This is a genomic window from Ramlibacter paludis (assembly GCF_022012305.1).
Classification (GTDB): Bacteria; Pseudomonadota; Gammaproteobacteria; order Burkholderiales; family Burkholderiaceae_C; genus Ramlibacter; species Ramlibacter paludis.
Genome location: NZ_JAKLTM010000005.1, coordinates 504,907 through 527,095, shown reverse-complemented (window position 1 = coordinate 527,095; position 22,189 = coordinate 504,907). Strand labels below are relative to the sequence as shown.

Here is a 22,189-nt window from a genome sequence, read left to right as displayed (position 1 = left end):
GGTCCGCTCGAATTTGCCTTTAGCCATTTTCTCAATCTCCAAAAAGAGCAATGCCCGTGTATGGGTTTTAGGTCTGCATCACATCACTGGATCCCACCGCACGGGCACGGCAGGGTGTGTGATCGCAGACCGATCCTTGTTACTTGGTACGCGCCGCGATGATGGTCTCGGCGACGTTCTTCGGAGCTTCGCTGTAGTGCTTGAACTCCATCGTGTACGTCGCGCGGCCCTGCGACATGGAGCGCAGGGTCGTCGAGTAGCCGAACATCTCGGACAGCGGGACTTCGGCCTTGATGACCTTGCCGCCGCCGGGCATGTCGTCCATGCCCTGCACCATGCCGCGACGGGACGACAGGTCGCCCATCACGTTGCCGGCGTAGTCTTCCGGGGTTTCCACTTCGACCGACATCATCGGCTCGAGGATCACCGGGGAAGCCTTCTTGGCGCCTTCCTTGAAGCCGAAGATGGCGGCCATCTTGAACGCCAGTTCGTTCGAGTCCACGTCGTGGTACGAGCCGAAGTGCAGCGTGACCTTGACGTCGACGACCGGGTAGCCGGCCATCACGCCCTGGGTCGTCGCTTCGACGATGCCCTTTTCCACCGCGGGAATGAACTCGCGCGGAACCACGCCGCCCTTGATGGCGTCGATGAACTCGATGCCCTTGCCCGGCTCGTTCGGCTCGAGCTTCAGCACGACGTGGCCGTACTGGCCCTTGCCGCCCGACTGGCGCACGAACTTGCCTTCGGCCTCTTCGACCACCTTGCGGATGGTTTCGCGGTAGGCCACCTGCGGCTTGCCGACGTTGGCTTCCACGCCGAATTCGCGCTTCATGCGGTCGACGATGATTTCCAGGTGCAGCTCGCCCATGCCGGCGATGATGGTCTGGCCGGACTCTTCGTCGGTGCGCACGCGGAACGACGGATCTTCGGCGGCCAGGCGGTTCAGGGCGATGCCCATCTTTTCCTGGTCGGCCTTGGTCTTCGGCTCCACGGCCTGCGCGATCACGGGCTCGGGGAACACCATGCGCTCCAGCATCACGATGGACGCGGGGTCGCACAGGGTTTCACCGGTGGTGACGTCCTTCAGGCCCACGCAGGCGGCGATGTCGCCGGCGCGGATCTCGTCGACTTCCTGGCGATTGTTGGCGTGCATCTGCACGATCCGGCCGATGCGCTCTTTCTTGCCGCGGATCGGGTTGTACACGCTGTCGCCCTTGGACAGCACGCCGGAATAGACGCGCACGAAGGTCAGCTGGCCCACGAACGGGTCGGTCATCAGCTTGAACGCCAGCGCCGAGAACTTCTCGTTGTCGTCGGCCTTGCGGGACGTCGGCTGCTCGTCTTCGTCCGTGCCCTTGACCGGGGGAATGTCCACCGGGGAAGGCATCAGTTCGATGACGGCGTCGAGCATGCGCTGCACGCCCTTGTTCTTGAAGGCGGTGCCGCACAGCATCGGCTGGATCTCGCCGGCGATCGTGCGCGTGCGCAGGCCGAGGGTGATTTCCTCTTCCGTCAGGTCGCCTTCCTCGAGGTACTTGTTCATCAAGTCCTCGTTGGCTTCGGCGGCAGCCTCGACCATCTTCTCGCGCCATTCCTTGGCGGTCGCCACCAGCTCGGCGGGGATTTCCTCGAAGGTGAACTTCATGCCCTGGGACGCTTCGTCCCAGATGATGGCCTTCATCTTGCGCAGGTCGACCACGCCGGTGAAGTTTTCCTCGGCGCCGATCGGGATCACGATGGGCACCGGGTTCGCCTTCAGGCGGGCCTTCATCTGGTCGTAGACCTTGTAGAAGTTGGCGCCGGTGCGGTCCATCTTGTTGACGAACGCGAGGCGCGGCACGCGGTACTTGTTCGCCTGGCGCCAGACCGTCTCGGACTGGGGCTGCACGCCGCCCACGGCGCAGTACACCATGCAGGCGCCGTCCAGCACGCGCATGGAACGCTCCACCTCGATGGTGAAGTCCACGTGGCCGGGGGTGTCGATGATGTTGATGCGGTGCTCGGGGAAGGACATGTCCATGCCCTTCCAGAAGCACGTCGTCGCGGCGGACGTGATCGTGATGCCGCGCTCCTGCTCCTGCTCCATCCAGTCCATGGTGGCGGCGCCATCGTGCACTTCGCCGATCTTGTGGTTCACACCCGTGTAGAACAGGATGCGTTCCGTGGTCGTGGTCTTGCCGGCGTCGATGTGCGCGGAGATACCGATGTTGCGGTAGCGCTCGATGGGCGTTTTGCGGGCCATGATGAGTCTTTCAGTAAAAGGGCACAGGCCCGCTCGATGGCGGGCCCGCACTCCAGATGGGGACGATTCTTAGAAGCGGAAGTGGCTGAAGGCCTTGTTGGCCTCGGCCATGCGGTGCACTTCGTCGCGCTTCTTCATGGCGCCGCCGCGGCCTTCCGTGGCTTCCATGAGTTCGTTCGCCAGGCGCAGGGCCATGGACTTCTCGCCGCGCTTCTTGGCGGCTTCCTTCAGCCAGCGCATGGACAGCGCCAGCCGACGGACCGGGCGCACTTCGACCGGGACCTGGTAGTTGGCGCCGCCGACGCGGCGGGACTTCACTTCGACCATGGGCTTCACGTTGTTGATGGCCATGGTGAAGGCCTCGACCGGGTCACGGCCGGGGTTCTTCTTCTCGATCTGCTCGAGCGCGCCGTAGACGATGCGCTCGGCGATCGCCTTCTTGCCGCCTTGCATGATGACGTTCATGAACTTGGCGAGCTCGACGTTGCCGTACTTGGGATCCGGCAGGATTTCACGTTTAGGGACTTCGCGACGACGTGGCATTTCTAACCTCTCTAATTGCTTCAGCTGGTCCACTCAAGGACCTTGGGCGCCATCTGGCTGGCCCGCTTACTCGACCCGGGATTGGGTCACTACGCTTCTCTCAGCCTGCCAGGGCTGGAGGAGCACCGACAAACTACCTGGCTGTTAGGCCTTCTTCGGGCGCTTGGCGCCGTACTTGGAACGGGACTGCTTGCGATCCTTCACGCCCTGCAGGTCCAGGGAACCGCGGACGATGTGGTAACGCACACCGGGCAGGTCCTTGACACGACCGCCGCGAACCAGCACCACGCTGTGTTCCTGCAGGTTGTGGCCTTCGCCGCCGATGTAGGAGATGACTTCGAAGCCGTTGGTCAGGCGGACCTTGGCGACCTTGCGGAGAGCCGAGTTCGGCTTCTTCGGCGTCGTGGTGTACACACGGGTGCACACGCCCCGGCGCTGGGGGCTGTTCTGCATCGCGGGGCTCTTGGATTTGGTCTTTTCGACCTCCCGGCCCTGACGCACCAGTTGATTGATGGTTGGCATTAAGAAAACGTCCCTAAACGTCTGGAAAACTGACTACCGCGGATGCGGCACGGAATACCTCTCCCCGCCCCAAATTGCGGAGAGCCGACGAGTATAACCCGCTGCGGGGAAACCCGCAAAAGGGTGCATGAGGAGCCCCCGCGCAGGCGGGGGCCCAGCCCCGGTGCTACTTGATCCAGAGCCGGATCGCGTCCCAGGCCCGCCCGAAGACGCCGGCCTGCTCGACCCCCTCGAGTGCCACCAGCGGCACCTCGCGCAGCACCTGCTCCCCGGCCAGGATCCGCAGGGTGGCGACCTGCTGGCCCTTGGCGAAAGGCGCCACCAGCGGGTCCGGCCGTGCCACGGCGGTCTTGATCCGGGAACTGCTGCCCGCCGGCACCGCCAGCACGATCGGCTGGGGCTGGCCCAGCTTGACGCTGCGGGCCGTCCCCTTCCAGACCTGCGGCTCCAGCACGGCCTGGCCGGCATCGAACAGCTTGAGGCCCTCGAAAGCCGTGAACCCCCAGTTCAGCAGCTTCTGGGCTTCGTTGGCCCGCGCCACTTCGCTGTCGGCGCCCAGCACGATGGCCAGCAGCCGGCGGCCCTGCAGGTTGGGAAAGTCGCGCTTGGCCGTGGCGACCAGGCAGTAGCCCGCCGCATCCGTGTAGCCGGTCTTCAGGCCGTCCACGGTCGGGTCGCGGAACAGCAGCATGTTCCGGTTGGTGTCGTTGGTGGTGGGCGTGCCCTGGTAGCGGTACTTCTTGATCGCGTAATACGGCAGGTCTTCCGGGAAATCCTGCATCAGCCGCGTGGCCAGGATGCCAAGGTCGCGGGCCGTGGTGACGTGCCCCGGCGCGGTCATGCCTTCCGGGTTCCGGTAGACCGTGTTCTTCATGCCCAGGGCCTTGGCCTGCGCATTCATCATCTCGACGAAGTGCTCGACGCTTCCGCCCACGCCTTCGGCAAGCGCCACGGTGGCGTCGTTGCCGGACTGCACGATCATCCCCTTGATCAGGTCTTCCACCGGCACCTGCATCTTGGGGTCGAGGAACATGCGCGAGCCCGGCATCTTCCAGGCCCGCTGGCTCACCGGCAGCGCCTGCTGCAGCGTGATCTTGCGGCTGCGCAGCGCGTCGTAGACCAGGTAGCCGGTCATCAGCTTGGTCAGCGAAGCCTGCTCGATGGGCGTGTCGATGTCCTTGGCGGCCAGGACCTGGTTGGCACTGACGTCCAGCAGCAGGTACTGGCGGGCGGCGATGGCGGGAGGTTGCGGCACCTGCGCCGCGGCGAACTGGTAGAAACCAGCCAGGAAAAAGGCCAGCCAGGGCGCCAGCAGCGCCCGCATCCAACGAGAGTTCATTCCTGTGCGCGCAGGTGGCGGACCACCAGGTTCTTCAAGAGCGGCAATTGTCCGTGAAAGAAGTGCTCGACCCCGGGAATGACGGTAACGGGCAGAAACTGCGGGCGCGCCCAGTCCATCACGGACGCCAGCGGCACGGTGTCGTCGACTTCGCCGTGCACGACCAGCGTGCGCTCATGGGCCTCGGGCGGCAGCGCGGGCACCTGGAAGCGCGACGCCGCGGTGCCCACCAGCACGATGCGTTCGATCTCGCGCGCGGTCCACAGCGTCTGCAAGGCCTGCACGGTGACGAAGGAGCCAAAGGAGAAGCCGGCCAGTGCAAGCGGGCCGGCCGGTGCCAGCGCTTCCACCAGCGCCAGCATGTCCTGGGTCTCGCCCCTTCCCTCGTCGTACGCGCCCTCGCTCGTGCCGACGCCGCGGAAGTTGAAGCGCAAGGCGGTCCAGCCGCACAGCACGAAGGCGCGCGCCATCGTCTGCACCACCTTGTTGTCCATGGTGCCGCCGAAGAGCGGGTGCGGATGGCAGATGACCGCCGTCCCGCGCGACTCGCCTTCCGGCTGGTCGCGCTGCACCTGGATGCGGCCGGCGGGGCCGGCCACTTCCAGCTTCTTCGTGTGGATGTTCATCAGCGGCCCAGGTGCGGCGGCGTCAGCAGCCGCTCCACCACCTTGCCGTTCTTCAGGTGCGATTCGACGATCTCGTCGATGTCGGCGGTGTCGACATAGGTGTACCAGACGCCTTCCGGGTAGACCACCGCGATCGGCCCGCCCTGGCAGCGGTCGAGGCAGCCGGCCTTGTTCACGCGCACCTTGCCGGGCCCGGCCAGGCCCTGCGCCTTCACCTGCTGCTTGCAGCGATCGAACGCGGCCTGCGCGTTATGGTCCGCGCAGCAGGCCTCCCCGTTTTCGCGCTTGTTGAGGCAGAAGAAGATGTGGTGCCCGTAGTACTGGGTCGTGGAAGGCGCGCTCATGGCGGGATTGTAGGAGCCGCCTCCCGGCGCGAGACCCGCAGCAGCACATACACCAGCGTCGCGAAAGGCCACAGCCAGCCGATCCACTGCGCGAGGCCGTTGAAGCGGATGAAGCGGCCCTGCTCCCAGGCCGCGAGGGTGTCGGCAAAGTAGGCGCTGGCCGGAGCCTGGTTCAAGACACTGAGATGCACGACCAGCGCCAGCAGCAGGACCGCTGCACAGCCACGGCGCGGCACCGGCAGCATCAAGAGCGCCAGCAGCAAGCCGAACAGCAGGCCCAGCCGCACGGGCAGGCTGAGCCAGGCCCAGGCGTGGGTAGGACCCCAGCTGAGCGCGGCCGACAGCGCCGTCACGCTGGCGCCCAAGGCGATCGCGACGAAAGCGAACACCGCACGCCGGCCCAGCGAGCGCAGCACCGTGTACCCGAGCAGGCAGGGAATGAAGGCGCCCAGGGCGACGCAGAGCAATTCCGCGGCGGGGACCAGGGGCTGCAGTTCGATCTCGCGCATCGGCAGCCATTCGAGGAAGGGCGTGTCCTGCAGCCATTCCGCCAGGGCGCCCTCGAGGCGTTCCAGCACCTGGCCCAGGCCCAGCGGCACGGCCGCTGGGAACAGGAGCGCGAAGGGCCAGAGCGCCAGCAGCACCAGCGCGCCACGCGATTCGGCAATGAACCAGCGATCGCGGAAACGGCTCCAGCGGTCGATCGCTCCGCCGAGCTCGAGGCCGGTGGCAGCGATGGCGCCAATCAAGGTGCCGCCGACGTTCAGGCCGAAATCGACGTTCGACGCGACCCGCGAGGGCAGGTAGTTCTGGATGCCTTCCATCAGCAGGGACAACAGCGTTCCCGCCAGGACCGCGATGCCGATGCCGCCGAGGTTGGGGTGGTCGGCAAAGCGGCGCACGTTGCCGCGGCGCATGAAACTCAAGGCCAGCAGGAAGCCCAGCGGCACGTACCCGACGACGTTGGCAGCGACGTCGAAACCGGTCCAGTATTTGGGCCAGCCCGCGAACAGGAATTCCCAAGGGGCGATCTCCTGGTCGCGCCAGCCCGTGAAGGGATACAGGCTGGCGTAGACGATCAGCGCCGCATAGGTGCCCGCCAGCGGCCAGGCCGAAGTCTTGTGCTGGCTCAAAAGGGCTTCACCACGGCAAGGACGACGGCGGCCAGCAGCAGGAGCACCGGGGCCTCGTTGAACCAGCGGTACCAGGTGTGGCTGCGCCGGCTCGTTCCAGCCTCGATCTTGCGCAGGAGCACCGCGCAGGCATGGTGGTAGCCGATCACCAGCAGCACGACGAAGAGCTTGGCATGCAGCCAGCCGGCGCCGCGACCCACCCCGTAGCCCAGCCACAGCCACAGGCCCAGCAGCAGGGCGGGCACCGCCAGCATGGTGGTGAAGCGCAGCAGCTTGCGCGCCATCAGCAGCAGGCGGGCGCGCTCGGCGTCCGAGCCGGCCGGCACCATGGCCAGGTTGACGTAGATACGGGGAAGGTAGAACAAGCCGGCGAACCAGCTGGCCACGAAGACGATGTGAAAGGCCTTGACCCAGAGCATGGGCACCGAGTCTACGAAAGCCCGGCAGTCCCGGGGGCCGCGGCACCGCCTGGGCGAAAAAAAGCCCCGGCCACCGGCCGGGGTTGGGAAGCCTTTTTGCTGTCACACATCAAGGCGCCCGCTCAGGGAGGAAAAGCGGGGAGCGGCAAGCCGCCCGGATGTAATTTACCAGCCCAGGCTCGGCCTTTCAAGGCAAAAGGATTACGTGCTTTCCACATCGGCGCCCCCATGGCCGCGCATCGGGCACAATTTTCGGACATGACGCCCTACGCCCCTTATCCCCATGGCCGCCCGCGGCGCCTGCGGCGCGACGAATTCACGCGCAACCTGGTGCGCGAACACGCCCTGTCCACGCACGACCTGATCTATCCCGTCTTCGTCGTCGACGGCAAGCAGCAGCGCCAGGCCGTGGCCTCCATGCCGGGCGTGGAACGCCTGAGCCTCGACCTGCTGCTGCCGGTCGCCGAGCAGTGCGTCGCGCTGGGCATCCCGGTGATGGCGCTGTTCCCGGTGATCGACGGGAAGCTGAAGACGCCCGACGGCCGCGAAGCCTGCAACCCCGAGGGCCTGGTGCCGCGCGTGGTCCAGGCGCTGAAGAAGGAATTTCCGCAGCTCGGCGTGATGACCGACGTGGCGCTCGACCCCTTCACCAGCCACGGCCAGGACGGCCTGCTCGATGACACGGGCTACATCCTGAACGACGAGACCGTGGAGGTGCTGGTCCAGCAGGCGCTCACGCAGTCGCAGGCGGGCGTCGACATCGTCGCGCCCAGCGACATGATGGACGGCCGCATCGGCGCCATCCGCGCGGCGCTGGAAAAGCGCGGCGACATCCACACGCGGATCATGGCGTACAGCGCCAAGTACGCCAGCGCCTTCTACGGCCCCTTCCGCGACGCGGTGGGTTCCGCCGGCAACCTCGGCAAGAGCAACAAGAAGGTCTACCAGATGGACCCCGGCAATACCGACGAAGCGCTGCGCGAAGTGGCGCTCGACCTCGCCGAGGGCGCCGACATGGTGATGGTGAAGCCCGGCATGCCTTACCTGGACGTCGTGCGCCGGGTGAAGGACGAATTCCGCGTGCCGACCTTCGCCTACCAGGTGTCCGGCGAGTACGCGATGCTGAAGGCCGCGGCGCAGAACGGCTGGCTCGACCACGACCTGGTGATGATGGAAAGCCTGCTGGCCTTCAAGCGCGCGGGCGCCGACGGCGTGCTGACCTATTTCGCCCTCGACGCCGCGCGCCAGCTGCGCAAATAGCGGAACGCGCCGCGTGCAGATCGTCGAATTCGCCAAGGGCACGCTGCGCTTCCTGGAAAGCGTCCCGCACCAGCCGCCGCCCGAGGGTGGCTTCGTCTGGATCTACCTCGAGCGCGAACAGCTCGAGACCAACCTGCCCGCGCTGCAGCGCGCCGCGCAGGCGCTCGGCGGCTCGCACCTGCTGGACGTTCACGTCAAGGACCTGCTCAATCGTTCGCACCCGTCCCGCTACGACTACACCTCGGTCTACGACCTGGTGATCTTCCGGCGCCTGGCGACCGAGCAGGAAGTGCAGGCCGAACTCGGCGACCCGCAGGACAAGGGCAAGCCGCTCGCGCGCTTCAGCCGCATCCGCACCCGAGCCGTCGGCTACGTGGTGTTCGACCGCCTGCTGATCACGGTGCATCCCGAGCGCTGCTTTGCCGCGCGCACCTTCATCGAGCGCTACCTGAGCGACGCGCTGCAGGCCGAGGGCCTGACCGCCGCCGCGCGCAGCCGCCTGCCGGTGAGCGCGGCGGACCTGATGATCCGGATGCTGAACCTGATGGTCGACAGCTACCTGGAACTGCGCAAGGACCTGAGCGGCGACCTCGACCACTGGCAGCAGGGCCTGCTCGCGGTGGGCAGCCGGCCGGCCGATTGGGGCGCGCTGATGACCGCGCGCAATGCCCTCCACATGCTGGAAGACATGTGCGAGGAGCAGAACGACGCCATGCAGGAGTGGCTGGATACGCAGCGCGAGCAGCCGCCTTCGTGGATGGGGCAGGCGGAGCTCGATGGGCTGCTGGCGCGTGCGCGCGATGTGGTGGAGCACATCCAGCGCGTCGTCCACCACGTGCGGCGGATGGAGCAAGGCGCCGAGACGGCCGTGCAGATCCATTTTTCCGCCGTCGGCCATCGCACCAACGAGATCATGCGCACGCTGACGGCGCTGACCGCCATCTTCCTGCCGCTGAACCTGATCGCCGGCATCTTCGGCATGAACTTCGAATTCCTGCCCGTGATTCATTCAGAGCTGGGCTTCTGGTGGACGATAGGCTCGATGGCCACGATTGCCGTCGTCCTGGGCGTGGTGTTCTGGCGCAAGCGCTACCTGGCCCGCACGGCCCGTTGAAGACCATGGAAGAAGGCCGCCCCCACAAGCCGCGCACCGTCGCCGACGTCACGCGCGAGAACGTGCGCTCCATGCACAAGCTGGAGCAGCTCTCCAGCGCCAATCGTTCGCTGGCCGACCGCATCGCCGAATTCGTCGCCAACTTCTGCGGCAGCATCACCTTCGTCTGGATCCACGCCGCCCTGTTCACGGTCTGGATCGTCTGGAACATTCTCCCGGGCACGGACCACTTCGATCCCTATCCCTTCACCTTCCTCACGCTGTGCGTTTCGCTGGAAGCGATCTTCCTGTCGTCGTTCATCCTGATCAGCCAGAACTACGAGATGCGGATCTCCGACCGCCGCAACCGGCTGGACCTGCAGATCAACCTGCTCTCGGAGCAGGAGAACACCAAGATGCTGCAGCTGCTGGACCGCATCGCCAAGAAGCTCGAGGTGAGCTGCGAGGACGATGACGAGATCGAGGTCCTGGAACAAGCCACGCGGCCCGAGACCCTGGCGCGCCAGATCGAGAAGACCTTCCGCAACCAGGCGCGCAAAGGCGGCAAGTGATCCGCATCGGCTGCGCGGGCTGGCCCTTGCCGGGCGACGTGCGCGATGCCTTCGGCCCCGGCGTGAGCAACCTGGCGCGCTTCGCCACCCGCTTCGGGGCAGTCGAGATCAACTCCTCCTTCTACCGGCCGCACCGGCGCCAGGTGTGGGAGCGCTGGGCGGCCGAGACACCGGAAGATTTCCGCTTCAGCGCGAAGCTGCCGAAGACCATCACGCACGAACGGCGGCTGGTCGATTGCGGCGACCCGCTGGCGGCCTTCCTGGATGAAGTGCGGGGCCTGGGCAACAAGCTGCATTGCCTGCTGGTGCAGCTGCCACCGAGCTTCGCCTTCGATGCCGCCGTGGCCCTGCCCTTCTTCGAGCGGCTGCGCGAAGCGCATGCCGGCATCCTGGCGATCGAGCCGCGCAATGCCAGCTGGTTCACGCCGGAGGTCGACGCGCACATGCGTGCGATGCGCGTAGCCCGCGTGCTGGCCGATCCCGTGCGCTTCGACGAAGCGGGCGTGCCGGGCGGCTGGCCCGGGCTGGTGTACCTGCGGCTGCATGGCAGTCCGCGGCCCTACTGGTCGGCCTACGAAAGCGAACTCCTGGCGCGGCTGGCGCTGCGCATGCGGCAGGCCGAAACGCAGGCCGAGGAAGTCTGGTGCATCTTCGACAACACCGCGGGCGGGAAAGCCACCGCGAACGCGCTGGAGCTGACTCGCCTGCTGGCTGCTCAGAAGTAAGGCGCCGACAGTTCCTCGTTGACCATGACGCGCTGCACCGCGGGCCGCGCCAGCACGCGCTGCAGGTACGGGCCCAGCTGCGGCAGCTCGCGCGCCTTGCCGTGGCTGAAGTTGCGCGTCCAGCGGCACAGCGTGAAGGCATAGGCGTCGAGCACGCTGTAGTCGGCGCCCAGCAGCCAGGGGCCGCCGTTGCGCGCCACCTGCTCCTCCAGGTGCTGCAACAGGCCGATCACCTTCGCCTGGGCGTGCGCCTTGACCTGCGCCACGCCTGCCGCGTTGCCCTCGTCCACCCAGCGCTCGGGATAGAAGTAGGTGATGAGCGTCGCCTGCAGCGTGTTCGTCATCCACATCAGCCACTTGTAGAACTCGGCGCGCTGCGGCGTGCCCAATGCCGGCGCCAATTTCGCTTGCGGATGCGTGTCGGCCAGGTGCAGCACCACCGCAGCCGTCTCGTACAGCACGAGGTCGCCATCGACCAGCACCGGCAGCAGCCCGTTGGGATTCAGCCGCAGGTAGGCCGGCTCCTTGTGCCGGTTCTGCATGCGGTCCACCAGCACCCGCCGGTAGGGGACGCCGAGTTCCTCCAGCACGATGTGCGGAATCATCGCCGCGGTGCTGGGGTAGTAATGCAATTCCAGGGTCATGGTTGCTTGGTGCCGAACAGGGAGGCCGCATTGTCCCAGGCAATCTTGCGCGCCACGTCCGCCGGCAGGTCGCCCAGCCAGGTGCGGTAGCCGCGCATGGTGGCGTCGTAGCTCTCCCAGCGCTGGTTGACCCAGGTGTCGGAGCCGACGACAAAGCGGCCCGGGTACTTGAGGAGCAGTGCCCGCCACTCGGGGCAGAGCTTGCCGGCATCGCAGGTGAGGCCGGGACGATACGACAGCTCACCCAGCAGGCCCGGATAGCGCGCCAGCAACTGGTCGACCCGCGCGGCCGGCGTGCCGCCGATGCCGGTGTGGGCCCAGACCAGCCGCACCTTCTGGCCCTTCGACGGCGTGTTCGCCATCAGGAGATCGATCGCCGTGTCATCGACGTGGGCCAGCACCGCCAGCTGCTTTTCTTCCGCCAGCGCCATCAGCTTGCGCGCCACCGGCCCATTCGCGTTGGCGCTGTCGTACAGGTGGAATTCGCCGATGCCGCGATAAGGCCCGGCCGCGGTGCCGCGCGCCAGCTCGCTTTGCACCATCGCGTAGATGGTCTCCTCGCGGAACCAGTTGTCGTAGTCCGCGCGGTTGCGATAGAGGCGCACGAAGGGGACGACGGCGACGCCGGCCCGGCGCGCTTCGGGCGACCCTGCCAGCGTGTGCGTGCCGTCGTTGGGCCGCGAGTTGGACAGGATCGCGCGCACGCCGTTGCGCTGCATGCGCGCCACCGCATCGGCCGGCGGGTGCGGCCCCGACTTGCCGTTCCAGGCTTCTTCGTTGTAGTGCAGGTGGGCGTCGAACAGCGGCCCGGCGTAGTCGGCCGCCAGCGCGGCGCCGGCCAGCGACAACAGCAAGGCCAGGGCGGCGCGCCGCATCAGGCCAGGTGCTTCGCGAAGAAGGCCAGCGTGCGCTCGCGCGCGAGCTTCGCCGCGGGCGCATCGTAGGAGCCGCGCTGGTCGCAATTGAAGCCGTGGTCGGCGTCGTAGATGTGCACTTCGACTTCGGGATGCGCCTTCTTGAAGGCCTCCACGCTTTCCAGCGAGATGTGCTTGTCCTTGTTGCCGAAGTGCGCCATGACGGGCACCTTGGGCTTGCGGGCGATCTCGTCGGGCGTGGTGGAGCCGCCGCCGTAGTAAGGCACCGCCGCGCTCAGGCCGTTCAGCTCGCAGGCCGCCCGCCAGGTCAGCAGGCCGCCGTAGCAATAACCGACGATGCCGACCTTGCCCGCCTGGGCTGCGTGGTCGATTGCGGCCTGGATGTCCTGCATCACGCCCGGCTTGGGCAGCGCCTCGACGGCGGCCTTGAGCGCCATGCCCTTGCCCATGTCCTCCTGGGTGTAACCGAGGTTCACGTCCGGCTCGACGCGGTGGAAAGTGGACGGCGCCACCGCGAGGTAACCGTCCTTCGCATAGCCGTCGGCCACCGACTGGATGTGGGAGTTGACGCCGAAGATTTCCTGGATCACCACGACGCCGCCCTTGGGCCGGCCGGCGGGCTGGGCGACGTATGCGGGGATCGACTTGCCGTCCGCCGACTTGATCTGTGTGAACTGGCCCATGCAAAGCTCTCCTGTTGGTTGAAACGCACCATCCGGCAGCTTAATGCCGGGCCGCTATGTTCGCCAGCGGACAGACAGCCGGGAATACATGGGCTAGCCTAAAGAAAAGGGGCCCATATTGATATCTGCTGTCAGCCGCCTGGTTCGCCGGGGGCGTCCAGGCATCCGCCGTACCAACTTCATCAAGCCCGTCGTTCTCTTGTGCACGCTGCTGGCCGCCGGGCCGCAAGCAACGGCCCAGCGGCTCCCCAGCGCAGGCGCCCTCACCGTGCCGACGCCTCCGCCGGCTCCTGCACCCGCCCCGGGCATCCGGATCGAACCCCGGAACGGGCCCGCGGCGCCGGTCGCGCCAGCCGACCAGACGCGGATTCCCGTCAAGGTACTGCACGTGTCCGGTGCGACCCTCTTTCCCGAAGCGGAACTCCTCGCGCTGACCGGATTCACGCCAGGCAGCGCGCTGAGCCTGGCCGACCTCCAGGCAATGGCGGCACGCGTCACCGCGCACTACCGCAACCGGGGCTATTTCGTCGCCCAGGCCTACCTGCCGGCGCAGGACATCCAGGACCAGGAAGTCACCATCGCCGTCAGCGAGGGCCGGCTCGGCAAGGTGGACGTGCGCAACCAGACCAACGTGTCCGACCGGGTGGTTCGCACCCAGCTTGACGGCCTCGAAGCGGGCGACGTCATCGCCAATCGCCCGTTCGAAAGCGGCTTGCTGCTGCTGTCCGACGTGCCCGGCGTCAACGTCATCTCCACGCTCGTGCCGGGCACCACGCCCGGCACCTCCGACCTGGTGGTCGAACTCACGCCGAGCCGGCGCCTCTCGGGCAGCATCGATGCCGACAACGGCGGCAACCGCTACACCGGCGAATACCGGCTCGGCGCCACCCTGGACATCAGCGAACCGCTGGGCCTCGGAGACGTCGCCAGCCTGCGCGTTCTCACCTCGGGCTCCGGCCTGAACTACGCCCGTGCCTCCTACCAACTGCAGGTAGGCCATGGCCAGGCGGGCATTGCCTACAGCCACCTGCGCTACCAGCTGGGGCGGGAGTTCGCCAGCCTGGAAGCGCATGGCACGGCGGACATCGCCAGCGTCTACGGCCGCTACCCCGTCCTGCGGACGCGCGACAACAATCTCTACCTGCAGCTCGAGCTCGATGCCAAGTCCTTCCGGGACGAGGTGGACACGATTCCGGCGCGCATCGACAGGAAGTCGCACGTGCTGCTGGCCAGCGTGTACGGGGACCATCGCGACGACTTCTTCGGCGGCGGCATGGATTCCTACTCCGCGACCCTGGCCTCCGGCGTGCTCGACATCCAGACCCCCGCGGCGCGCGCCGTGGACGACGTCACGGCGCACTCCAACGGGCACTTCAACAAGCTGTCGTTCCAGGCGATGCGCCTGCAGCGCCTCGGTGGCGGCCCGTTCTCCGTGTACGCCGCTGCCAGCGGCCAGCTCGCCTCGAAGAACCTCGACGTCTCCGAAAAGATGCAGCTGGGCGGCATGAACGGCGTGCGCGCCTACCCCGAAGGCGAGGCCTACGGCGACGAGGGCTACCTGCTCACGCTGGAAGGCCGCATGGACATCACCGCCCTGCCACCGGCGATCCCCGGCGCGATCCAGCTGGTGGCGTTCGTCGACGCCGGCGGCATCACCATCAACAAGAACCCCTGGGCGCCCATCGACAACCACCGCCGGCTGAGTGCGGCCGGTGTCGGCATCAACTGGGCGCAGGCCGGCAACTTCCTCGTGCGCACGTCGTATGCCCGCAAGCTCGGTGACGCGCCCGCGCTCTCCGCTCCCGACAAGTCGGGCCGCTTCTGGGTCCAGCTGGTCAAGTACTTCTGAACGGATCTCCCTTGAATCATCCTCAATCCGCACGTGGCCACCCGCCCTTCGTGCTGGCCCCTCTGGCCCTGGCCATGCTGCTGATGGCCGCCGGCGCCCACGGCGCGCCCACCGGCGGCACGGTTGCCGCCGGCGCCGCCGGCATCGCCAGCAGTGGCACCCGGACCACCATCACCCAAACCACGCCCAGCGCGGTCATCAACTGGCAGGGCTTCGGCATCGCCGCCGGCGAGTCGGTCCGCTTCGTGCAGCCGGGCGCGAGCTCGGTGGCGCTGAACCGCGTGCTCGGCTCCGATCCCTCGGCCATCTTCGGCACGCTGTCCGCGAACGGCCAGGTGTTCCTGTCCAATCCCAACGGCGTGCTGTTCGGCAAGGGCGCTTCCGTCAACGTGGGCGGCCTGGTGGCCACCACGCTCGGCATCTCGGACGCCGATTTCATGGGTGGCCGCTACACCTTCCAGGGCCAGAGCCGCAGCACGGTGGTCAACCACGGAACCTTGCAGGCCGATGGCGGCTACGTGGTGCTGCTTGGCGCGGAACTGGCGAACCAGGGCAACATCTCGGCCCGCGGCGGCGACGTCGTGCTGGCCGCGGGGCAGGCGGTGACGCTGGACGTGCTGGGCGACCAGCTGCTGCGCGTGAGCGTGGACCGTGGCGCGGTGAACGCGCAGATCAGCAACGGCGGCGTGCTCCAGGCCGATGGCGGCCGGGTGCTGCTGACCGCGCAGGCTGCCGGCGAACTGCTGTCCACGGCCGTCAACAACACCGGGATCATCCAGGCGCGGACGATCTCGAACCGGCAGGGCAGCATCAAGCTGCTGGGCGACATGGGCAGCGGCGTGCTCTCCGTGGCCGGCCAGCTGGATGCCAGCGCACCGCAGGGCGGCGACGGCGGTTTCATCGAAACCTCGGCGGCGCGCGTGCAGGTGAGCCAGGGCGCGGTCGTCAGCACCGCCTCGGCATCCGGGCGCACCGGCACCTGGCTGATCGACCCGCAGGACTTCACCGTGGGCAGCGGCGCCACCGACAACATCAGCGGCCCGACCCTGTCGGCGCTGCTGGTCACCAACAGCGTGACGATCTCCACGCAGACCGGCCCGACGGTCGTCGTCCCGGGCACGCCGCCGCTGACCCAGCTGAACACCGCCGTCAACGGCGCGGGCGACATCACCATCAACGATGCGGTGAGCTGGACGGCAACGCCGAGCACCACCACGCTGACCCTCAACGCCGCCCGCGATGTCAACGTGAACCGCGCGATCACTGCCACCAACGGCAACCTGGTGGTGTGCTGCGGCCGGGACGTGAACGTCAATGCCGCCATCACCACCACCAACGGCAGCGTGCTGCTGGCCGCCGGCCGCACGGCAACGCTCACGACAGCGGCCGCGATGACCACCACCGACGGCAACATCGAGATCTGCGCCGCCGAGGACGTGCGGATCGGTTCGGCCCTGAGCCTGACCCGGGGCAGTTCCATTCCCGCCCAGAGCCTCGGCCTGCCGGCCGGGATGGTCCTGAATGCGGGCGCCGGCGGCACCGGCGTCGGCACCGTGGTGTTCACGCCGCTCGCGCCCCCGGCCACGGTGGTCGGCCCGAACGCGCCCGTGACCATCATCTACAACCCGTCCAGCTATTCGGCGCCGACGAACTACGCGACCAACTTCGTGACGGCCGCGCCGGTGACGCAGCGCATGCTGGTGCTCGCCTCCGGCGACAAGACCTTCGACGGCGGCACGACGACCGTGCTGACCGGCCTGAAGGGCAACCCCGCCGGCGTCACGCTGGTGGCCGGCCCGGGAAGCGTCGCCAACTTCGACACCGCGGCGGTGGGGACGGCGAAGGCGATCGCCTTCACCGGCTACACGCTCGCCGGCCCCGATGCCGCGAACTTCGCGCTGCCGGTCGCCTGCTGCGGACCGGCCGTTGCGAAAACGACCGGAGCCATCCTGGCGGCAGTGGTCGTTCCTCCGGCCCCGCCGCCGGTGGTCGTGCCGCCCGCGCCGCCGCCAGGGGTCGTGCCGCCGACACCGGCGCCGCCTCCCGTGGTCGTGCCGCCGGCTCCGCCGGCGGTGGTCGTCCCGCCGCCAGTGGTGGTGCCTCCGGCCCCGCCGCCGGTGATCGTTCCGCCCGTGCCCGTGGTGGTTGTGCCGCCGGTGCCGGTCGCGCCGGTGCCGGTCCCCGTGGTGATCGTGCCGCCGCCGGTCGTGGTCGTCGTCCCGCCGGCAGCCGCCGGCGAAGCCCTCGAGGCGCCGCCGCCCCGGTTCCTGCCCTTCGTGGTGGCCCCGCTGTTGCTGCAAGCGCCGACGCCCTTGCTGGTGGTTGCACCGGCGGACGCCGCTCCGGTCGCCTTCGTCCTGGCGCCGGTCCCGGCCGCCGTGGCGCCGGCACCTGCGGCGCCGGTCATCGCGCCGGCCGCCGAAGCCGCACCGGTTCCCGCCCGGGCCCCGGCGCGCCCGGTGAAGCCGTACCGCAACTAGGACGCCCCATGCGCTTGCGTGCGCTCGGCTGGCTGCTGGCGGCCGGCCTGGCTTGCCAGGCCGGGCTTGCCGCCGAACGCGCGGACTTCCTGGGCGCGCCCGCGTCGAGCGAGGCGCGCTATGTCGCCGACTGGGCCGTCCGATCGGGCGACCACCATGGCATGCCGTTCGTGATCGTCGACAAGCTGAACTCGCGCGTGTTCGTGTTCGACCGCCAGGCTCGCCTGCTCGGCACGGCCCTCGCGCTGCTCGGACTGGCGCCGGGCGATGCCGGCGTCGCCGGAATCGGCGCGCGCGCGCTGTCCACCATCCGGCCGGACGAGCGCACCACGCCGGCCGGCCGCTTCGTCGCGTCCCTGGATCGCAACGAGCACGGCGACGAGATCCTCTGGGTCGACTACGACGCCGCCATCGCCCTGCACCGGGTGGCGGTGGGCGTGCCGCGGGAACGCCGGCTGGAACGCCTGACCAGCCTCGTGCCGTCCGACCATCGCATCACCTACGGCTGCATCAACGTACCGGTGCGGTTCTTCCTCGACGTGGTGGCGCCCGCATTCCGCGGCTCCGACGGCATCGTGTACGTGCTGCCGGAAACCCGTCCCGCGCGGGAAGTGTTCGGGGCCGGCCAGGCGGTTCCGCCCGTCCCTTCCGGACTCTAGGACGCCGGTCTTTGCTCTAATGGCGGGTCGCCGCAGCCCGCGCGGCGCAGGGGCGAAAGAGTGGACGATCAGGTTCTGTTGGTCACCGGCGCCAGCCGCGGCATCGGCGCCGCCACCGCACGGCTGGCGGCGCGCAAGGGCTACGCCGTTGCCGTCAACTACACGCGCAACGCCGAGGCGGCCGAAGAAGTGGTGGCGGCCATCCGTTCCGACGGCGGCACGGCGGTGGCGCTGCAGGGCGACGTGGCCGACGAGGCGCAGGTGCTGGCGCTGTTCGCCCAGGTGGACGCCAAGCTCGGACGCCTCACCGCCCTCGTCAACAACGCCGGCATCGTCGACCGCACCGCGCGCGTCGAGCAGATGAGCGTCGAGCGCCTCAAGCGCATGTTCGACGTCAACGTGATCGGCAGCATCGTGTGCGCCCGCGAGGCCATCAAGCGGATGAGTACGAAGCACGGGGGCAGCGGCGGCGCCATCGTCAACGTTTCGAGTGCGGCGTCGCGGCTGGGCGCACCGGGCCAGTACGTGGACTACGCCGCCAGCAAGGGCGCCATCGACGCCTTCACCATCGGCCTCGCGAAGGAAGTCGCGGCCGAGGGGATCCGCGTCAACGCGGTGCGTCCCGGCCTGATCGAAACCGAGATCCACGCTTCGGGCGGCTTGCCGAACCGGGTCGAAGACCTGAAGCACCAGGTGCCGATGCTGCGCGGCGGCAGCGCCGAGGAAGTGGCGCAGGCGATCGTCTGGCTGCTGTCGCCCGAGGCGAGCTACACCACGATGTCGCTGGTCGAAGTGTCGGGAGGGCGCTGATGACCGTCACCGTTTTCTGGGAAGACCTGGCGCCGGGCAGCGTGCGCGAGCTCGGAACCACCTCGGTGACGGCGCCGGAGATCAAGGAGTTCGCGGCCAAGTACGACCCGCAGCCCTTCCACCTGGACGAAGAGGCGGGCCGGCAGTCCCTGTTCGGCGGCCTGTGCGCGAGCGGCTGGCAGACCGCGGCGCTGGCGATGCGCCTGACCGTCGACAACATGCTGCGGCACGCGGCCAGCAAGGGCTCGCCCGGGCTGGACAGCCTGCGCTGGCTCAAGCCCGTCTATCCCGGCGACCAGCTCTCGCTGCGCCACACCATCCTGGAAGCCAAGCCGATGCGCAAGCGGCCCGACACGGGACTGGTGCGATCGCGCTGGGAGCTGTTCAACCAGGACGGCGCCAAGGTGCTGGAGATGGAAGGCTGGGGCATGTTCGGCCGCCGCACGCCCGCCAGCCCCGAGGAACTCGCCTGAATGGACTGGAAGCCGCTCATCACGCTGCTGGCCATCGTCAATCCGCCGGCCATCATTCCCTTCTTCATCCACTACACGCAGGGCTTCTCGCGGCGACAGCGGCGCAGCACGGCGCTCACTTCGGCCTTCACGGCCTTCGTGGTGATCGCCGCCAGCGCGCTGCTGGGCATGCGCATCCTCGAGTTCTTCAGCATCTCGGTGGCGAGCTTCCAGGTGGGCGGCGGCATGCTGCTGCTGATCAGCGCGATGAACATGCTGAACGCCATGCCGGCCGAGTCCAAGCCCAGTACCAATGAAATGGCGGAAGGCGCAGAAAAGGCGGCGATGGGCGCCAGCATCGCGGTGGTTCCGCTGACCATCCCGCTGCTGACCGGTCCGGCCACGATGTCCACGGTGGTGATCTACGCGGAAAAGGCGCACACCTGGGTGCAACTGCTGACGCTGGTCGGCTACGGCGTGGTGATCGGCCTGGTGACCGCGCTGAGCTTCTCGCTGGCCCACCCGATTGCCCGCGCCCTCGGCAAGACCGGCATCAACGTGCTGACCCGGCTGATGGGCCTGATCCTGGCCGCCCTGGCCGTCGAAGTCATGGCCGACGGCCTGGCCAAGCTCTTCCCGATCCTGGGCCGGACAGCCGTCGGAGGCTAGCCAGCGCACCCCCTTTCAGGCCTGAAACAAGCCGGGTCGGCGGATTCCCACGTGCCGCCGCGCTTGATTCCCACGCGAATGGCCTTATCATTAGCACTCGTTGGATTTGAGTGCTAACAGCAGCGCTGTACCTCGATCGACACGAGTTAATGGGCGCTAACTTCCGTTGACGCCCTCTGAAACCCACAGTTTCCCCTGAAGGAGATGCAATGAAACTTCGCCCCCTGCACGATCGCGTGATCGTCAAGCGCCTGGAACAAGAAACCAAGACGGCCTCCGGCATCGTGATCCCGGACAACGCCGCCGAAAAGCCCGACCAGGGTGAAGTGCTTGCCGTCGGCCCCGGCCGCAAGAGCGACAAGGGCGAGCTGATGGCGCTGAACGTCAAGGTCGGCGACCGCGTCCTGTTCGGCAAGTACAGCGGCCAGACCGTCAAGGTCGATGGCGACGAACTGCTGGTCATGAAGGAAGACGACCTGTTCGCGGTCGTCGAGCGCTAAGCCCTTCCACCCCCTCAACTGAATCCGGAGTAAACACACATGGCAGCTAAAGACGTGATTTTCGGCGGCGACGCCCGCGCGCGCATGGTCGAAGGCGTGAACATCCTCGCCAACGCCGTCAAGGTGACCCTGGGCCCGAAGGGCCGCAACGTGGTGCTCGAGCGCTCCTTCGGCGCCCCCACCGTGACCAAGGACGGCGTGTCCGTGGCCAAGGAAATCGAGCTGAAGGACAAGCTCCAGAACATGGGCGCGCAGATGGTCAAGGAAGTCGCTTCCAAGACCAGCGACAACGCCGGTGACGGCACCACCACCGCCACCGTGCTGGCCCAGGCCATCGTGCGCGAAGGCATGAAGTACGTGGCCGCCGGCATGAACCCGATGGACCTGAAGCGCGGCATCGACAAGGCCGTCGTGGCCCTGACCGAGCAGCTGAAGAAGGCCTCCAAGCCCACCACCACCTCCAAGGAAATCGCGCAAGTCGGCTCCATCTCGGCCAACAGCGACGAATCCATCGGCAAGATTATTGCCGACGCGATGGACAAGGTCGGCAAGGAAGGCGTCATCACCGTCGAAGACGGCAAGAGCCTGGACAACGAGCTGGACGTCGTGGAAGGCATGCAGTTCGACCGCGGCTACCTGTCGCCCTACTTCATCAACAACCCCGAGAAGCAGAGCGCCCTGCTGGACAACCCGTTCGTGCTGCTGTACGACAAGAAGGTCTCCAGCATCCGTGACCTGCTGCCCGTGCTGGAACAAGTGGCCAAGGCTTCGCGCCCGCTGCTGATCATCGCGGAAGAAGTCGAAGGCGAAGCGCTGGCGACCCTGGTGGTCAACACCATCCGCGGCATCCTGAAGGTCGTCGCCGTCAAGGCCCCGGGCTTCGGCGACCGCCGCAAGGCCATGCTGGAAGACATCGCCATCCTGACCGGCGGCAAGGTGATTTCGGAAGAAGTCGGCCTGACGCTCGAGAAGGTGACGCTGGCCGACCTGGGCCAGGCCAAGCGCATCGAAGTGGGCAAGGAAAACACCACGATCATCGACGGCGCCGGTGCCGCCGCCGACATCGAAGCCCGCGTCAAGCAAGTGCGCGTGCAGATCGAGGAAGCCACCAGCGACTACGACCGCGAGAAGCTGCAAGAGCGCGTGGCCAAGCTGGCCGGCGGTGTTGCCGTCATCAAGGTCGGCGCCGCCACCGAAGTGGAAATGAAGGAAAAGAAGGCTCGCGTGGAAGACGCGCTGCACGCCACCCGCGCTGCCGTGGAAGAAGGCATCGTGGCCGGCGGTGGCGTCGCGCTGCTGCGCGCCAAGCAGGCTGCCGGCACGATCAAGGGCGACAACGCCGATCAGGACGCCGGCATCAAGCTGGTGCTGAAGGCCATCGAAGCGCCCCTGCGCGAGATCGTCTACAACGCCGGCGGCGAAGCCTCCGTGGTGGTCAACGCCGTGCTGAACGGCAAGGGCAACTACGGCTTCAACGCTGCCAACGACACCTATGGCGACATGATCGAAATGGGTATCCTGGACCCGACCAAGGTGACCCGCACCGCGCTGCAGAACGCCGCGTCCGTCGCGTCGCTGATGCTGACCACGGAAGCCATGGTCGCCGAAGCGCCGAAGGACGAAGCGCCGGCTATGCCTGGCGGCATGGGCGGCGGCATGGGTGGCATGGGCGGCATGGACATGTAATGTCCGCTGCCTGAAGCACCCCGCTTCAAGCGCAAATGAAAAGCCCGCGGTGCAAGCCGCGGGC

The 22,189-nt window shown here is 67.6% G+C and carries 23 protein-coding genes; 12 read left to right on the top strand and 11 right to left on the bottom strand.

Annotated features, from left to right (window positions below):
* Positions 1 to 139: 139 nt before the first annotated feature.
* From fusA to LZ009_RS19540, 8 genes are all read right to left on the bottom strand, one after another.
* A complete protein-coding gene (gene fusA / locus LZ009_RS19575) occupies positions 140 to 2,242 on the bottom strand; it encodes an elongation factor G (protein WP_275699640.1) in 2,103 nt (700 codons plus the stop codon).
* 69 nt (positions 2,243 to 2,311) lie between these two features.
* Entirely contained in the window at positions 2,312 to 2,785 is a 474-nt protein-coding gene (gene rpsG, locus LZ009_RS19570; RefSeq protein ID WP_027101804.1) for a 30S ribosomal protein S7, read from the bottom strand.
* Between the two features lie 144 nt (positions 2,786 to 2,929).
* Positions 2,930 to 3,307: a 30S ribosomal protein S12 gene (gene rpsL / locus LZ009_RS19565; protein ID WP_017759704.1), complete on the bottom strand. Its 378-nt coding sequence runs from the start codon at positions 3,305 to 3,307 to the stop codon at positions 2,930 to 2,932.
* Between the two features lie 166 nt (positions 3,308 to 3,473).
* A complete protein-coding gene (locus LZ009_RS19560) occupies positions 3,474 to 4,631 on the bottom strand; it encodes a D-alanyl-D-alanine carboxypeptidase family protein (protein WP_275699657.1) in 1,158 nt (385 codons plus the stop codon).
* A gap of 11 nt (positions 4,632 to 4,642) precedes the next feature.
* Complete coding sequence (locus tag LZ009_RS19555) at positions 4,643 to 5,272, bottom strand: alpha/beta hydrolase (protein ID WP_275699639.1); 630 nt, start codon at positions 5,270 to 5,272, stop codon at positions 4,643 to 4,645.
* The gene (locus LZ009_RS19550) at positions 5,272 to 5,616 is read right to left on the bottom strand and encodes a (2Fe-2S) ferredoxin domain-containing protein (protein ID WP_275699638.1); all 345 of its coding nucleotides are present in this window, start codon (positions 5,614 to 5,616) and stop codon (positions 5,272 to 5,274) included. The genes LZ009_RS19555 and LZ009_RS19550 overlap by 1 nt, the downstream gene beginning before the upstream one ends.
* Complete coding sequence (locus tag LZ009_RS19545) at positions 5,613 to 6,749, bottom strand: VanZ family protein (protein ID WP_275699637.1); 1,137 nt, start codon at positions 6,747 to 6,749, stop codon at positions 5,613 to 5,615. The genes LZ009_RS19550 and LZ009_RS19545 overlap by 4 nt, the downstream gene beginning before the upstream one ends.
* Entirely contained in the window at positions 6,746 to 7,168 is a 423-nt protein-coding gene (locus tag LZ009_RS19540) for a CopD family protein (protein WP_275699636.1), read from the bottom strand. Before LZ009_RS19540 ends, LZ009_RS19545 begins: the two co-directional genes overlap by 4 nt.
* Positions 7,169 to 7,426: 258 nt before the next feature.
* Between LZ009_RS19540 and hemB the strand changes: the two genes are divergently transcribed.
* From hemB to LZ009_RS19520, 4 genes are read left to right on the top strand one after another with little or no spacing between them, the layout of a single operon-like run.
* Positions 7,427 to 8,428: a porphobilinogen synthase gene (hemB, locus tag LZ009_RS19535; RefSeq protein ID WP_275699635.1), complete on the top strand. Its 1,002-nt coding sequence runs from the start codon at positions 7,427 to 7,429 to the stop codon at positions 8,426 to 8,428.
* A gap of 13 nt (positions 8,429 to 8,441) precedes the next feature.
* A complete protein-coding gene (locus tag LZ009_RS19530; RefSeq protein WP_275699634.1) occupies positions 8,442 to 9,542 on the top strand; it encodes a magnesium transporter CorA family protein in 1,101 nt (366 codons plus the stop codon).
* Between the two features lie 5 nt (positions 9,543 to 9,547).
* A complete protein-coding gene (locus tag LZ009_RS19525) occupies positions 9,548 to 10,093 on the top strand; it encodes a DUF1003 domain-containing protein (protein ID WP_275699633.1) in 546 nt (181 codons plus the stop codon).
* The gene (locus LZ009_RS19520) at positions 10,090 to 10,818 is read left to right on the top strand and encodes a DUF72 domain-containing protein (RefSeq protein WP_275699632.1); all 729 of its coding nucleotides are present in this window, start codon (positions 10,090 to 10,092) and stop codon (positions 10,816 to 10,818) included. The genes LZ009_RS19525 and LZ009_RS19520 overlap by 4 nt, the downstream gene beginning before the upstream one ends.
* On the opposite strand, the gene LZ009_RS19515 is transcribed toward LZ009_RS19520, so the two are convergent.
* Genes LZ009_RS19515 through LZ009_RS19505 form a run of 3 tightly spaced genes read right to left on the bottom strand, consistent with a single transcriptional unit; the run spans position 10,809 to position 13,020 of the window.
* Positions 10,809 to 11,462 (bottom strand): glutathione S-transferase family protein, encoded by a 654-nt coding sequence (locus LZ009_RS19515; protein ID WP_275699631.1) that lies wholly within the window; start codon positions 11,460 to 11,462, stop codon positions 10,809 to 10,811. The two genes, LZ009_RS19520 and LZ009_RS19515, sit on opposite strands and share 10 nt — an antisense overlap.
* Positions 11,459 to 12,337, bottom strand: a complete 879-nt coding sequence (locus LZ009_RS19510; protein WP_275699630.1) for an amidohydrolase family protein — start codon at positions 12,335 to 12,337, stop codon at positions 11,459 to 11,461. Before LZ009_RS19510 ends, LZ009_RS19515 begins: the two co-directional genes overlap by 4 nt.
* Positions 12,337 to 13,020, bottom strand: a complete 684-nt coding sequence (locus LZ009_RS19505; protein ID WP_275699629.1) for a dienelactone hydrolase family protein — start codon at positions 13,018 to 13,020, stop codon at positions 12,337 to 12,339. Before LZ009_RS19505 ends, LZ009_RS19510 begins: the two co-directional genes overlap by 1 nt.
* Positions 13,021 to 13,219: 199 nt before the next feature.
* On the opposite strand from LZ009_RS19505, the gene LZ009_RS19500 reads away from it, so the two are divergent.
* The 8 genes from LZ009_RS19500 to groL all read left to right on the top strand — a co-directional run bounded on the left by LZ009_RS19500 (position 13,220) and on the right by groL (position 22,125).
* Positions 13,220 to 14,869 (top strand): ShlB/FhaC/HecB family hemolysin secretion/activation protein, encoded by a 1,650-nt coding sequence (locus LZ009_RS19500; protein ID WP_275699628.1) that lies wholly within the window; start codon positions 13,220 to 13,222, stop codon positions 14,867 to 14,869.
* A gap of 11 nt (positions 14,870 to 14,880) precedes the next feature.
* On the top strand, positions 14,881 to 17,349 hold the full coding sequence (locus LZ009_RS19495) for a two-partner secretion domain-containing protein (protein ID WP_275699627.1): 2,469 nt from the start codon (positions 14,881 to 14,883) through the stop codon (positions 17,347 to 17,349).
* An 8-nt stretch (positions 17,350 to 17,357) separates the two neighbouring features.
* Entirely contained in the window at positions 17,358 to 18,008 is a 651-nt protein-coding gene (locus LZ009_RS19490; protein WP_275699626.1) for a hypothetical protein, read from the top strand.
* Between the two features lie 60 nt (positions 18,009 to 18,068).
* Entirely contained in the window at positions 18,069 to 18,818 is a 750-nt protein-coding gene (locus LZ009_RS19485; protein WP_275699625.1) for an SDR family oxidoreductase, read from the top strand.
* Positions 18,818 to 19,291 carry a MaoC family dehydratase gene (locus tag LZ009_RS19480; RefSeq protein ID WP_275699624.1) on the top strand — a complete coding sequence of 158 codons (474 nt, stop codon included), beginning with the start codon at positions 18,818 to 18,820 and terminating at the stop codon, positions 19,289 to 19,291. Before LZ009_RS19485 ends, LZ009_RS19480 begins: the two co-directional genes overlap by 1 nt.
* A complete protein-coding gene (locus tag LZ009_RS19475; protein ID WP_275699623.1) occupies positions 19,292 to 19,939 on the top strand; it encodes a MarC family protein in 648 nt (215 codons plus the stop codon).
* Between the two features lie 209 nt (positions 19,940 to 20,148).
* Positions 20,149 to 20,439, top strand: a complete 291-nt coding sequence (groES, locus tag LZ009_RS19470) for a co-chaperone GroES (RefSeq protein ID WP_275699622.1) — start codon at positions 20,149 to 20,151, stop codon at positions 20,437 to 20,439.
* A 39-nt stretch (positions 20,440 to 20,478) separates the two neighbouring features.
* Positions 20,479 to 22,125, top strand: coding sequence for a chaperonin GroEL (gene groL, locus LZ009_RS19465; protein ID WP_275699621.1), 1,647 nt, complete (start codon positions 20,479 to 20,481; stop codon positions 22,123 to 22,125).
* Positions 22,126 to 22,189: the final 64 nt, after the last annotated feature.